This window comes from Agrobacterium vacciniicorymbosi, assembly GCF_040427045.1.
GTDB lineage: Bacteria > Pseudomonadota > Alphaproteobacteria > Rhizobiales > Rhizobiaceae > Agrobacterium.
Map to the genome: position 1 here is coordinate 1 of NZ_JBETMF010000022.1, position 14,648 is coordinate 14,648.

9 protein-coding genes are annotated in these 14,648 nt (G+C 58.5%); all 9 read right to left on the reverse strand.

Annotated elements, in window-relative coordinates; translation table 11 throughout:
* Window positions 1-164 precede the first annotated feature (164 nt).
* On the reverse strand, window positions 165-485 hold the full coding sequence (trxA, locus tag ABUK73_RS22840; RefSeq protein WP_111841273.1) for a thioredoxin: 321 nt from the start codon (window positions 483-485) through the stop codon (window positions 165-167).
* A 76-nt stretch (window positions 486-561) separates the two neighbouring features.
* Complete coding sequence (addA, locus tag ABUK73_RS22845; RefSeq protein WP_353579257.1) at window positions 562-4,119, reverse strand: double-strand break repair helicase AddA; 3,558 nt, start codon at window positions 4,117-4,119, stop codon at window positions 562-564.
* The gene (gene addB, locus ABUK73_RS22850) at window positions 4,109-7,285 is read right to left on the reverse strand and encodes a double-strand break repair protein AddB (protein ID WP_353579258.1); all 3,177 of its coding nucleotides are present in this window, start codon (window positions 7,283-7,285) and stop codon (window positions 4,109-4,111) included. Before addB ends, addA begins: the two co-directional genes overlap by 11 nt.
* A gap of 25 nt (window positions 7,286-7,310) precedes the next feature.
* Window positions 7,311-8,030: a nucleotidyltransferase family protein gene (locus ABUK73_RS22855; protein ID WP_353579259.1), complete on the reverse strand. Its 720-nt coding sequence runs from the start codon at window positions 8,028-8,030 to the stop codon at window positions 7,311-7,313.
* A gap of 9 nt (window positions 8,031-8,039) precedes the next feature.
* Window positions 8,040-9,554, reverse strand: a complete 1,515-nt coding sequence (gene tsaE, locus ABUK73_RS22860) for a tRNA (adenosine(37)-N6)-threonylcarbamoyltransferase complex ATPase subunit type 1 TsaE (protein ID WP_353579260.1) — start codon at window positions 9,552-9,554, stop codon at window positions 8,040-8,042.
* Window positions 9,551-12,136, reverse strand: a complete 2,586-nt coding sequence (locus ABUK73_RS22865; protein ID WP_353579261.1) for a sensor histidine kinase — start codon at window positions 12,134-12,136, stop codon at window positions 9,551-9,553. The genes tsaE and ABUK73_RS22865 overlap by 4 nt, the downstream gene beginning before the upstream one ends.
* A gap of 202 nt (window positions 12,137-12,338) precedes the next feature.
* On the reverse strand, window positions 12,339-13,739 hold the full coding sequence (gene ahcY / locus ABUK73_RS22870; protein ID WP_353579262.1) for an adenosylhomocysteinase: 1,401 nt from the start codon (window positions 13,737-13,739) through the stop codon (window positions 12,339-12,341).
* A gap of 128 nt (window positions 13,740-13,867) precedes the next feature.
* Window positions 13,868-14,143, reverse strand: coding sequence for an HPr family phosphocarrier protein (locus tag ABUK73_RS22875; protein WP_113087354.1), 276 nt, complete (start codon window positions 14,141-14,143; stop codon window positions 13,868-13,870).
* 15 nt (window positions 14,144-14,158) lie between these two features.
* Window positions 14,159-14,560, reverse strand: coding sequence for a PTS sugar transporter subunit IIA (locus ABUK73_RS22880; RefSeq protein ID WP_062589283.1), 402 nt, complete (start codon window positions 14,558-14,560; stop codon window positions 14,159-14,161).
* Window positions 14,561-14,648: the final 88 nt, after the last annotated feature.

Below are 14,648 nucleotides of genomic sequence, written 5' to 3' on the forward strand. Positions count from 1 at the left end.
CAAACGCTTGAATACGAGTAGAATCAACACCGTGCGCCGTGTCTACAGATTTAAACCGGACAGTAGTGGGACAAGCCGGAGGATGACGTCGCTGTTGAAATGACGGGCCAAAAGAAAAAGCCCGGCAATGACCGGGCTTTTCTCACTTTATCTTTGGCGCTTAATCAAGCAGCGCTGGAAATCCAGGCCGAGAGCGCAGTCTTGGGCGCTGCACCGACCTTGATGTCTGCCACTTCGCCGCCCTTGAACATGGCAAGCGTCGGGATCGAGCGAACGCCGAACTGAGCTGCCAGTTCCGGGTTCTCATCGATGTTGAGCTTTACGACCTTGACCTTGCCGGCCAGTTCGGTGGCAATTTCTTCGAGGCTCGGAGCAATCATCTTGCACGGGCCGCACCATTCAGCCCAGAAATCAACAACGACGGGCTCGGCGGAATCAAGAACTTCGGACTGGAAGTTGGACGTATCGACTTTCACGGTAGCCATGGATGGCTCTCCTTTCGGTGTCTCTTGGTTGATTAGAATGTGATGCCGATGCCCGGCAATTTCAATGTCCGGTATCTCACTTTGTCTCGATTGCAGCAAGGGCAGCCGATAAAGCATCGTCGCTGAGCGTCACGAAGGATGCGTTTTCCGTATAGACCAGCGCGCAGGTAAAGCTCTTGCCGGGATAGAGGGGTGCCAGAATGCTTTTGTAGATTGCTAACTGCGCCTTGTGGGCATGGGGGATTTCGCCGTCGCTTGTTGGCGGCACGCGGTTGGTCTTGTAATCCACCAGAATGACGCGTTCACCGTCCACCGCCAGCCTGTCGATACGGCCTGATACGGCGTAATCCCTTGTGCCCAACCGCAACGTACCCATGATGGAGATTTCCGCACGGCTATTGGCGGAAAAGGCGGGTTGCAGCGCGGGTTCCGACAGCACGGCAAGTGTTGAGCGGATTAGCTTTTCACGCTCCTTATCCGGCCAGAAGCGGGCAGCACGCTCCGCATAGCGGCGGGCGGCATCTTCGCGCTGATCCGGCGGATAGTCCGGCAGGGTCTGCAGCATGCGGTGGACAAGCCGACCGCGTTGCAGGGCAAGGCCTGACGATACTTCCTGTTTGGCAAACAGCGGGGAGGTGACCAGCAAATCTTCGGAGCCATCATCAATGATGGTACCGGCACCGGATGGGCTGAGCGGACGCGGCAGGGCCGGTGGCGGCGGCAGGGGCTGCATCAAAGATGGTGGTAAAACGTCTCGCACTATAGGCGGTGGCGGTTCGGTTTTGATGATGGCTTTGGCGTCACGGTTTGTGGAGTGCCACAACAACCCGTCCCATTCCTCGCCACCGGCGGAAAATGTCTGGCGTCTGCTGCGGCTCTCATCTGCGGCGAGCGAGCGAGCAATCATCGCGTGCCAGCAATCCGGGTTTTCCCGAGGACCGCGGTAACCGCAGACGATCAGATGATCGGCAGCGCGCGTCATCGCCACGTAGAGAAGCCGGCGATATTCCTGTTCGGCAGAGAGCTTGAGGCGGTCTTCGTCTTTCGATACCAGCGTGTTGTCGAAGCCCTGGCCCGGCAGCCAAATTGGTAGCGAGGTATTCTGGCTTTCGATGAAACGCAGCTTAGGCAAGTGGCTGTGAATAAAGGCCTTGGAGCCACCATCCACGAGAAAAACAACAGGCGCTTCCAGACCCTTGGAGGCATGCACGGTCATGATGCGGACTTCGCCGCGTTCCTTGTCCTGCTCGCGCTTGATCTCAGGCGCATCGGTTTCCATCACGGAGATAAAGGATTGCAGGCCAGGCAGGCCGGTTTTTTCGTGATCGAGCGCAAAGGACAAGAATTCGTCCAGAACGTCGCTGGCCTCATTGCCCAGCCGACCCAGAAATTTGGCGCGGCCGTCATGCAGGGTCAAGACGGCGGCGAAGAAATCATGGATCGTGCGGGTTTTCGACAGCGTGATGAAGTGTAGCAACTGCGAGACCGAAGCGGCGAAATGGCGTCCTTCCGGCTGCGCGGAGATCGTCTGCACATGATGCCAGACGCTGGTATCGGGAGGGCGCTTTGCGGCGACTTCGAAAATGTCGTCTTCCGAGTGGTTGAACAGCGGGCTTTTCAGAAGTGCCGAGAGCGAAAGATCGTCTTCCGGCAACAGCACGAAACGACCAAGCGCCAGCAAATCCTGAATGGCGATGTGGTCGGTCAGGCGCAGGCGGTCGGCACCGGCGACTGGGATGTTCTTGCGCTGCTTCAGCTCGCGGGTCAGCGCATTGACGAAAGCATGGCGTTTTCGAACCAGAACGAGAATATCGCCCGCCTCGATGGTGCGCTCTACGCCCTTTTCCACCACCGTTTCCGTGCCGATCATCTGCGCAATACGTGCGGCGATGCGGCGTGCAACGATGGCGGGCGGGGCACTTTCGCGCAGCGCATCGAAAGGGGCCGTCCAATCCTCGTCATTGTCCACCGGCTCGGTGGCAATCATGTCCCAGAGTTCCACCGTGCCTGCCTGTCCATGGCGGTTGGAACGGTGTTCGACGGGTTCTCTTTCGGCGCTCAGGCCTTCCGCATGTTCGGGCAGGGAAAAGACCTGATCGACGGCGGCCAGAACATCTGCCGTGGACCGGAACGAAAGAGGCAGGCGCACGGAATGGAATGTTTGGTCCACGGCTTTGACGCGCTGCTGGGTTTCCCGGCTTTCCTGCGAAAATCGTTCCGGTCGCGCGCCCTGAAACGAATAGATCGACTGTTTCTCGTCACCCACGGCAAAGACCGTGCGCCGACCCTCGCGGGCCGTTTCACCATGGAAGAAATCGGCGGCCAGTGACTGTATGATGGACCATTGCACAGGGCTCGTATCCTGCGCCTCATCCACCAGAATGTGGTCTATGCCCTGATCCAGCTTGTAGTGAACCCAGGCGCCTGCCGTATCGCGGTTGAGCAAGGTCGCGGCGCGCTCGATCAAATCCTCGAAATCCAGTTGGCTGCGCTGCTTCTTCAAATCCTCGAAATCGCCGATCAGTCGTTCTGCGAGAGTGAGTGCGTGTTTCGTTGCTTCCAGCATACGGATGGTGCGGTAGCGATCCCGGCAGGCCACGACATGGGCGCGGGCCACGGTCAGGTCATCCAGCAGGGCAGGGGCGGATGTCTGCATGGCCTTGTTGATAACGTAAGCGTCGGATTTCGGTGCGCCTTGCGATGTCAGAAGTGCCGCTTCGATGAACTCGACCCGCTTGAAGACATCCGTGGCGCGCGCGGCTTCGCGCAGCGCATAGGCGACATCGATAACGCGCGAGCCGCCGATTTCATCTGCCAAGGTGAGATAAGTGTCCATCGACAGGCCGGAAAGACCGGGCAGAGGCCAATAAGCCGCCGCTGCCGTCTCTTCCGTTTCCTGCGCGCCGATGCCCGCTTTGGTGCGAAGGGCAACATCGATACCGCCGCTCTGGCTTGCCTGTTCGAGAAAGCCCCTGATGGCATTGCGGTTGGCGACGATGGCGCTGAGGAGGGCTTCGAGCCCGGTCTCGTCGGCGATATCGAGAACGTAGGCGAGCGCCTGCGCCAGTGGCTTGTCGTTCTCCATGGAGACGGCGGTCAACAGCGTGCGGCGTGCCTCGGCCAGAAGCGTGCTGGCTGCACGATCATCCAGTACCGAGAAATGTCCGGCGACATTGGCTTCCAGCGGAAACTGGTGCAGCAGCGCTTCGCAAAAGGCGTGAATGGTCTGAATTTTCAGGCCACCCGGCGTTTCCAGCGCTTTGGCAAACAGCCGCCGTGCTTCCTTGAGCTTGATAAGATCGGGAACGCGGCCCTCGATGGCGGTGATGCGATCGCTCAAGTGTGCGTTGGAAAGCGTGGCCCAGTCTGCCAGCCTGTCGAACACACGGCTCGACATTTCCGAGGCTGCTGCCTTCGTATAGGTCAGACATAGGATGGCAGACGGGCGGCAACCAGCCAGAAGCAGGCGGATCACCCGCTGCGTCAAAACGTGTGTCTTGCCTGAACCGGCATTGGCTGACACCCAGGCGGAACTGGCGGGGTCCGAGGCGCGGGTCTGCTGCGCGCTTGTCCAGTCGATCCAGCTTTTTGGATCGTCCTGCTCTGGGCCATGGTCTATGATATCATTCAGCATCGCCATCTCCCGGTTCTGCCGTCGACCATTCTGACACGCGGGCAAGGTGGTCATATTCGCCGCCATAGGCCTGCTGCTCCTCGGGGATCAGCCGTGAAACGAAGCCGTTCCTGCCTTCGCGCAGCGAAATCACGAATTTGGCAAGCTGGTCGATGGAATCATTAGCCAGCTCCACCGCCGATTTCGGCGCAGTTTTGGCTGTAGCCTTGGCATGTTCATTGTTGATCGTATCCGTGCCGAAACGCTCGCCGGGCCGCAGTCGCACATAGATCAGATCCTCCGGCACCGGAGAGCCGGTATCACGAAACGCGCCGCGCATCAGGGCCGCGGCTTCCAGCGCCAATTGCGGATCGAGCAGGGAACGCGCCTGTTTGACGGACGGGGAAAGCCCTGTCTTGTAGTCGATGATATCGGCCTTGCCGGATGTCTTGATGTCGATACGGTCGGCAACGCCGGTCAGGCGAATGCCGGCTTCGGGAATTTCCTGTCCGGCCCGTGCCTCGATGTGGCTGCGCTTGACCAGTGCACGGCGGTCTTTTTCCCAGAGGAGGAATTCGCGGGCCACCGCCTCGAAACGGGGCCGCCAGACGACATCGATATGCGGTGGCAGGTTTTCCGCATCGAAACAGGCATGCAGTACGCGAAACATGGCCTCTTCGGCAGCGGGTGTGCCGGGCACATGGCCCTCGCGGGAATAGGTTTCCATGATGCGGTGATAGAGCGTGCCACGATCCGCAGCACCTGGATCGCGGTTGAATTCATCCAGCGGATCGAGTTTGAGGATACGCCGTGCATAGATGGAATAGGGATCGCGCCGCAGCCTGCCCACTTCGCTGAAGGAATAGGATTTCGGCTGGAGCTCGGCTGGCGGTGTCGGGGCAGGGCGCTTGGCGGATTGCTGGCTTTCACCTTCATCCAGCATGGTGGCCCAATGGCGGTAAGCGGTGCCGCGCTCTTTCAGTGTCTCGGCAAAGGACTCTCCACCCAGTGCCAGAAGTCGTTGCAGCCAGCGCGAGGCGACCGCCGGGGTCGAGCCCTGACGGAGGGCCCGGGTGTAGAAAATGTGCCGCGTGCCATTCGCCATCTCGAAATCATGCGCCAGCTGCCCGATGCGCCGTTCCGGCGGCTCCAGCCCGATGGCGGTTTTCATGTTACGCGACAGAAACGGATTGTTGGCCGTCTGGCCCGGCCATATGCCCTCGTTCAATCCGCCGATGATGACGGTATCCACACTTTGCAGACGCGCTTCCAGCGCACCGAAAATGAAGACGCGCGGATGGCGCATGGCGCGGGGCTTGATCGACTCACCGGCCACGAGGGCCGCCATGATATCGATCCATTGCGGACCATCGGCTTCCAGCACGCTGCCGCAATCCATCAACTCGGCCAGAAGCCCGGACAGTTTCTCGCCTGCTTCGCCTGACCAGAGGCTGGCAAGATCACCGCGCTCATCGAGGCAGATGGCCTCAATGACGCGGCCCGTTCGTTCCGCCCAGTCGGCAAGGGTAAGGCGCGCCGTCAGTCGACCATTGACCGGGTCTTTGCGAATGAAAGCGGCATCCAGCGGCTCGATAGCCGACTTTATGCGAACTGCGAGATCCGCCGCTGCCGCATCGCTGCCCTCGGTAAGCGACTTGCGCCATTGCGGCGGGTGCCGGTCATCCGTGTGGAGGGCAAGCTGCTGCTGAAGCAGGGTTTCCAGCGTATCAAGCGTCGTTTCGGTTCTGCCGCCGCGCAGCGCCAGAAGCTCAAGCCCGGCGACGGATTGGCCGACTTTCGTTTGGCCAAGACCGAAGCGCGACAGCGGATGTTTGAGCAGGGACATGACCGCAACCGGATCACCGGGCCGCAGGATCGCTTCCAGTGCAAGCATCAACAGCCCCGCCTGCGGGGTGGCAGACAGGGGCGTACCAGCGGAATCATCGGCCTCGATGCCGAAACGGGCAAGCTCCGTCGCCACGCGGCGCGCGAGACCGCGGTCCGGAGTGATGAGCGCCGCTTGAGACTGTGCACCTGTGCCGGGCTTTTCAAGCGCCAGACGAAGGGCGATGGCAATGGCCGTTGCCTCTTCACGCTCATTGGCTGCTTCTATGATGGAAGCCGATGCAAAGGCCTCTTCGAAAAACGAGTCGCTTTTTTCAGTGCGCCACTCGTTCCATTCGCTGGTGGCTTTGGCCGGGGCAAGCGCGGTGGAAAAGATCGCGGCACGATTTTTCAGGTCGGTGTCCAGCGTGCCGATCTGCTCGACATCATTGCGCAAGACGCCCAGCTTTTGGAGCAAAACGAAGAGGCCATATTGCGAGTGAGTGCGGCTGGACGGATCGTTCGGGCTCTCATTGATCGACTGCCACTGATCCTCGGGCATCTCGACATCGAGCCCCGGCAAAACGACGGTGCCCTGCGGCAGGGAGGCGACCGATGCAATCAGGTCTGCGGCAGCGGGAATGGAGCCGGTAGAGCCTGCAACAATGATCGGATCATCCGATCCGATCTTGGTGAGGCGTTCGGCCTCTGCCCGCAAAATCGCATTGCGGTGCCGCCCGGCAGAGGATTTGTTGAGTTCTTCCAGCCGCGCGGGCCAGAAGATGCTGGCAATCTTCAGAAAGTCGGCGGTCAACTGCCACCATTGCGCATGGTCGGCGGTGTCCAGCTTGGAGAGCGCATCCCAATCCCGATCTTCGGTGTCCATCGCGTCGATGACTTCGCCGAGCGACCGCGCCAGCCAGATGGCATCGGCGGGGCTTGCGGGGGCGACGAGCGGCGAATCCGAATGGACGGCGCGGATCGCATCCGGCAGGCTGTTGCGCCAGGCAAGGATCAGACGCGCAAGCTCGACCAGTCTTGCCGTGCTGGAAATGGGGGGTGCGAGATCAATGGTTGCCGGCGTTTCGATATCGAAAAAGCCGCTATCATCATCGGTTTCGCCCAAGGGACGGATGACAGGCAGGATGGCCGATTGCCCGCCCAGCAAATCCACGAATTCGGACCGCAGCACGCGGGCCGAACGGCGGGTCGGAACATAGATGGTGACTTTGGCCAGCGACAGCGGATCGGCGGCATCATAGTGGAAGCCGGGCGTCAGCCTGCCATCGCACAGACTTTCCGCGAGCGTTTTGAGAAACGGCGTGCCGGGAGCAATGGTTAGAATACGCTTGGCATGCGCCAATGGGTCATCTCACTTGTCGGTTACTTTAGAGCGTTGCGATGGTTCGTTCCGCATCTTCTATAGCATCCGGCGTGCCGACGGTAATCCATTGACCTGAAAGTGACAGGCCAAAAAGCCTGTTTGCGGCAATGGCACGGTCGAAATAGATGTTGAGATTGAAGGCATCCGCAGGTGCATCAGCCAAAAGCCGGCTATCCATGGCAATGGCACCAGCATAGACCACCGGGCGCGGCTCGCCTTCATTGTAGCGCGTGAGCGTGCCGTCATCGGCAAGATTGAAATCCTTCTTGCCATTGTGGCCGGTCGTGCGGTCCATATCAACGCAGAGCAGAGCCATATCCATGGTCTGGGGATCGAAGAAATGGGCAAGCTTTTCCAGATTGGTGGTCTCACCGGGCGTTTCGCCGATCCAGAACAGATCGGCATTCATCACGAGAACCGGGCCGGGCTGCAGCAGCTTCAACCCCTTGGCCAGACCGCCGCCGGAATTCATCAGCTGTTCGCGCTCGTCCGAGATCAGAATTTTGGCATCCTTGCGGTTAGCAAGATGCGCGACCATCTGGTCGGCATGGTGGTGCACATTGATGGCAATGGTTTCCACACCCGCCGCGACCAGCACATCCAGAACGTAATCGATCATCGGGCGTCCGGCGATCTTCACAAGAGGCTTGGGGATCGTGTCGGTAATCGGCCGCATTCGGGTACCGAGACCCGCTGCCAGCACCATGGCTTGTCTGATCGTCATGGAAACACTTCACTGTTGATGGAGATCGACGCCCGCGCTTTCAAACCAGTCGCGCAAAGGCCCAAGGTCAGGATGCTCGAGTGCCGAGCGCAGATAAGAGAATGTGCGCGGCATATGCTTCATATAATGCGGCTTGCCATCGCGCTTCATCAGCCGAACCCAGATGCCGACAAGCTTGCAATTGCGCTGGGCAGCCATGATGGCAAAGGCTTTCACGAAGGCCTTTTCATCGAAGGCAGGATTTTTACGCCTCATATCGAGATAGTGTGCCATCAACCGCGTTTGCAGCTCTGGCGAAATGGTCACGCGTGCATCCTGAATGATGGAGGCGAGATCGTAGGCCGTCGGTCCGATCATCGCATCCTGAAAGTCGATGATGCCAACTCTCTGAATACCGGATTTATCTGCCTGCCAGATGATGTTGGGCGAATGGAAATCGCGCAGCAAAAGGCCTTTTTCGGCATCATCCAGCTTTTCGATCAGCTGATCCCAGACGGCAAAGAAGCTCTGCTTTTCGCTCTCGCCGAGCTCTTCACCACGGATATGCGGCAGATACCAGTCGAGCAGCAACGATGTCTCGATCTTCATCGCATCCGCGTCGAAGGTCGATATCTCATAGGTCGCGCCGTCAGCCAGCGTGATGTCGCCGGGGGCAGGGACCTCGTGCAGGGCTGCAAGGCAGGCGACGCTTTCCAGATAGCGCTCCTCGATCGGTGCGCCATCCTCATCAAGAACGCCATCGCGACCGATATCTTCCAGAAGCAAAATTCCGCGGTCCAAATCCTGCGCCAGAATTTGGGGAACGGTAAAACCTTTCTCTGCCAGAAACCTTTGTATCGCGACGAAGGGTTTTACCTCGCGCGCAAGGTGCACGATTTCGGCGTAGGTCTTGCCGTCCTTGATGACCGGGCCTCTGGGTGGCGGCTGCCAGTCCATCAGCAGCGATTGGCCGTCGGCGTTGCTCACCAGCTCATAGGTGCGATAGGCTGCATCACCGCTGAAGTAGCGGCGCGAGGCATTCTTCCTGCCGTTGTCATCAAGGAAATCGCGGATGGCGAGTACGCGTTCCAGCCGCGCTCGCTGTTTTGGCGGCGCGTCGATGGTTGCGACGCGGCCTTCGCCCTGATGGGTGAGACGCAGCGTGATCGTGCTGTCCTTGGGCAATTCGCCAGCAGCCATCTCTGGCCACTCGATCAGGCAGACACCGTCGGACAGCATCTCTTCAATGCCGAGCTCGTCCAGTTCGTACACATCCGACAGGCGGTAGAGATCGAGATGGGCAACGGGAAAGCGTAGCGCGTAGGACTGAACGATGGTGAAGGTCGGGCTAGGGACTTCGAGTTCATCCTCATCGGCGATGGCGCGGATCAGCGCGCGGGCTAGCGTCGATTTTCCGGCCCCAAGATCGCCGATCAGCGCGATACAATCACCCGGTTTGACAGTCAGCGCCAGTTCCTCGCCAAGCCTGATGGTCTCGGCTTCATCGGCGAGAAAGATGGAAAGAGGCAGGTGGCTCTGGTTCATTCTGCAGCGATGGAATGCGGATGCGAACCGGATGGAATGCGGCAGCTGACAACGGTGCCTTCACCGGGGCGGCTGTCGATGGTGACATTGCCGCTGTGCAGGCTGACGAAGCTTTCAACGATGGAAAGGCCAAGACCGGCGCCGGTGCGACGTCCGCCATTGCCATGCGTGGAGAAGCGGTCGAACACGGTTTTCAGCATGTCTTCCGGAATGCCGGGCCCCTTATCCGCCACTGAGAAGACGAAATCGCCTTCGCTGCGCTGGCAGGTGAGGGTGATGGCCGATCCCTCCGGCGCAAAATTGGCCGCATTGGTCAAGAGCTTGATGAGGATTTGCTTCAGGCGCTGGTGGTCGGCAACGATGGCTCCCAGATGCGCGGGCGCAACGATTTCCAGTGACACGCCGCTTTCCTGCAAGCGATCCGTGATCTGAATGGACACATCGTCCAGCAGCTCGTTCAGATCATTTTCCGTGTAATTGAGATGCATGATGCCCGCATCGACGGTCGCCAAATCGAGAATATCGTTGACGATGGTGAGCAGCACTGAAGATGAGGTGGAGATATGATCGAGATATTCTGCCTGACGGTCGCTGAGATCGCCCATGCCCGGCGTCTTCAAGAGATCGGTAAAGCCGATGATATTGGTTAGCGGCGAGCGAAGCTCGTAGGAAACGTGCTGGACGAAATCGTTCTTCAGCTCATCGGCCTTGCGCAGCGCTTCGTTCTTTTCCTTCAATGCCCGCTCGGCCCGTACGCTGTCCGTCATATTGACGAAGGTCAGCATGGTCTGGGAATCCGGCAAAGGAATAATCGCATAATCCAGCACGAGGCCGGAAAGTAGCTCGAGCGTACCCTGTTTCGATAAACGCTCATCATCGAAGCTGGTGATGAACTGGCTGAAGGCCCGCCATCCATCCGGCTTCTCGTAGGATTGCGCACAGGCCTGCTCGATGGAGCGGATGTGCTTGCCAGCTTCGGCTTCCTCGGCAGTAATCGCCCAGAGCGCACGGAAAGCAGGATTCGACAGGCGGATGCGCCCATCTGCGCCAAACACGGCGACACCTTCGGCGAGGTGGTCGATAGTTTCGCCCTGAACCTTGACCAGTGTGTTGTAACGCATTTGCAGATCGACCTGCTCGGTCAGGTTCTCGAACACCCATGTTGCGCCACCCTGCGGATGTGCAGTTGCGATGACACGCAGAGTCTGTCCATTGGGCAGGTGCCAGAGGTCGGTCTTCGTATCGAGCGAGCGGTAGACGGAAAGGGCGGTTTCTTTCCAGCTTTTCCAGCTCAATTGTTCCGGCAGTTTGCCGAGGGAACGCAGGCGGTCTAGCAGCTCTGAATTATCAGGCTTGGATTCCAGCAGAACCAGATCAAGGCCCCAGAGGCTGACAAAAGCCTGATTGTAGAATTGCAGCCGCTGTCGACCGTCGAAGATCGCAACCGGCGTAGCCAGATGGTCCAAGGTCTCTGCGTGGCTTTTCAGCGTGCGCTTCAACTCTTCACGCACCGTTTCAGCTTCCGTCGCGTCGATGGCGATACCGGCGGAACCTCCCGGCGTCTTGATATCCACGACATCGAAGAAGGTGCGGTTGCCGGAAACCACAGTGGAGATACGGTCGTGATAGGGTGATTCAGGTGTCGCGCTTGCCCGGATTTTCTGCCGTGTCACGGTGTTGAGCAATTCGCGCTGTTCGCTGATCGCCTGTTCCGGATTGCGGGCATCGACACCCTGAGCATAGGCATGGTTGACCCATGTCAGCGCGCCATCGGAATTGCGGCGCCAGACAGGCTGCTCGATGGAATCAAGCAGGTCCTGAAATGTCGAGATCGAAGAGACCAGACGCTCGCGCTCCACCTTCAACTCGGCTAGTTCGGCGCGCAGATTGTTAAGGGCCACGAAACGGGTAAAGGCTTTTCCGCCGGAAACCCGGCCTTGAACTTCAATGACTTCGCCGCGTTGGGTTTCGATGGTCAGATCGAAGCTCTGTGCGTGGCTGCGCAGTTTCTCAATGGCCTTTTCCAGCGGGCCAGCCGATGTCGGGCGAAGCCAGCGACCAAAAGCCAGAAAATCCTGATCCGCATGGGGAACGCCGGTTTCAGGCGGCAGCTGGCCGATGAATTCGGGGCGCTCGCCAGCGCTTTCCCAGATCACGATGCGGCGCGACTTGTCGGAAATCAGCGCTTCATATTTGGAAATCTTGGCATTGGCTTCGGACAGAGCCGTGCGATATTCGTTTGTTTCAGCCTCGATGTTGCCGCGCTGGCGCACAAGCCAGACGATGGAAAACAAGGTTGCCGAAACGATGCCGATAAACAGCGAATAAGTGATGGTTTCTGAAGACGAGAACAGGCGTTCTCCAGTTTCCAGAACAGTGGTCTGCTGTGCCTGCGCCACAGAAGCAAAACCGCTTAAGACCGTTCCTGCCATCAGGGCGGAAAAGGCCGCAGTCTTCTTTCTTACGAAGCTGACAGCGCCTGCCAACGAGACCTGCAAGCGCCTTGGCGCGGGCGCATTGCAGCTGCCCGGCTCAATGTCGTTATGAACCCGCTTTTGCGAGCTTGAATTTTCTACCGTCATCCCCGGTCTGTCTCCGTCCTATGTGCCGCATTCTCGACAAGACATCCCATTTCCGCACGCCATGCCCGCGCACGAATCAAGTCTTGAGACAATACCGCCTTCGGAAACCCCCGGAAAGGGAGGGGCTCAAAAAGAAATCACGGACTTTGTCAAGTCCGTGATTTCCATATCTAGTGCTTTAGGTGTGGATATTAACTATAAATCAATATCTGTAGTGTTCAGCCTTGAACGGACCGGTCTTCGAGACGCCGATATAATCTGCCTGAACGTCAGAAAGTTCTGTCAGCTTCACGCCCAGCTTCTCCAGATGCAGGCGCGCAACCTTCTCGTCCAGGTGCTTTGGCAGAACGTAAACGTCGTTCTTGTACTCGCCCTGCTTGGTGTAGAGCTCGATCTGGCCGAGAACCTGGTTGGTGAAGGAAGCCGACATCACGAAGGATGGGTGGCCCGTGGCGTTGCCGAGGTTGAGCAGACGACCTTCCGACAGAAGGATCATGCGGTTGCCCTTGGCAAACTCGATCATGTCGACCTGTGGCTTGATGTTGGTCCACTTCAGGTTCTTGAGAGCAGCAACCTGAATTTCGTTGTCGAAGTGGCCGATGTTGCCGACGATGGCCATGTCCTTCATCTCGCGCATATGCTCGATGCGGATGACGTCCTTGTTGCCTGTCGTGGTGATGAAGATGTCGGCCGAGGCAACGACGTCTTCCAGACGAACGACTTCGAAACCGTCCATGGCAGCCTGAAGCGCGCAGATCGGGTCGATTTCAGTGACCTTCACGCGGGCGCCGGCGCCCTGCAGCGAGGCAGCAGAACCCTTGCCGACATCGCCGTAACCGCAGACGACGGCAACCTTGCCAGCCATCATGACGTCAGTTGCGCGGCGAATGCCGTCAACCAGCGATTCCTTGCAGCCATACTTGTTGTCGAACTTCGACTTGGTGACGCTGTCATTGACGTTGATGGCCGGGAAGGGGAGAAGGCCCTTCTTGGACAGGTCATAAAGGCGGTGAACGCCCGTCGTGGTTTCTTCGGTAACGCCCTTGATGGCATCGCGCTGCTTGGTGAACCAGCCCGGCGAAGCAGCAAGACGCTTCTTGATCTGGGCGACGAGGATTTCTTCTTCTTCCGAACCTGGGTTGGACAGCACGTCCTCACCGGCTTCGGCGCGTGCGCCGAGGAGAATATACATGGTGGCATCGCCGCCATCATCGAGGATCATGTTGGAAACGCCGCCATCGGCCCACTGGAAGATCTTGTCGGTGTATTCCCAATATTCGGTCAGGCTTTCACCCTTGACGGCGAAAACAGGAATGCCGGTTGCAGCAATAGCGGCAGCGGCGTGGTCCTGAGTGGAGAAAATGTTGCAGGATGCCCAGCGAATGTCGGCACCCAGTTCCTTCAGCGTCTCGATGAGAACAGCCGTCTGGATGGTCATGTGCAGCGAACCAGAGATGCGGGCGCCCTTCAAAGGCTTGCTCTGGCCGAATTCGGCACGGCAGGACATCAGGCCCGGCATTTCGGTTTCAGCGATATCCAGTTCCTTGCGACCGTAATCTGCAAAGGTGATGTCGGCGACGATGTAGTCTTTTTCAGCGCTCATAATGTCTCCTGCTCAAAGATGGCAGGGGCCAGCCGCTGCCTGAAAGAATAGGCTGCGGTTTAGCAGGCCAGAGACATTCTGGCAATAAGGATATAAAGAAGTCTTTATGTCTTTATATGATTTGGTTATCAGACTTCTTCACCGAAGCGGTCTGCAACCAGCGCTTCCAGCGCAGCAAGCGCTTCTGCGGCCTGATTGCCGGACGCTTCAACGAGAACGGTGCAGCCGGGACTTGCCGCCAGCATCATCAAACCCATGATGGATGTGCCACCCACCGTCATGCCATCTTTGGAAACGGTAATCGCCGCGTCGAAACCATCGACCATCTGCACGAATTTCGCAGACGCCCGGGCGTGAAGGCCGCGCTTGTTGACGATCAGCAATTCCCGCGACAAAGGCGACATCCGTTGGTCTTCTTTTTATTTGCCGCTGAGAACGCGGCTGGCGACGTTGATATATTTTCTGCCAGCATCCGAGGCCTCCTGCAAGGCCTTCTCCATGTTATCTTCCATGCGAATGCCCGCTAGCTTGATCAGCATCGGCAGATTGACGCCTGCGATGACTTCGACGCTGCCGCTGTTCATGACGGAGATGGCCAGATTGGACGGCGTTCCGCCGAACATGTCGGTCAGGATGATGACGCCATTGCCGTCATTGGCGCGGGTCACGGCATCGAGAATATCCTGCCGACGTTGATCCATGTCGTCTTCGGGACCAATACAGACTGTCTCGATCAATTTCTGAGGGCCGACCACATGCTCTACAGCGTGACGAAACTCCTCGGCCAGCTTGCCATGAGTGACAAGCACTAGTCCGATCATGAAATGCTCCCTTGCACACGCACCTGATTGCCGACTATCGCAATGCCGCAATCATGTCCATCGGTGGGGGCACATCTTGATGAGGAAA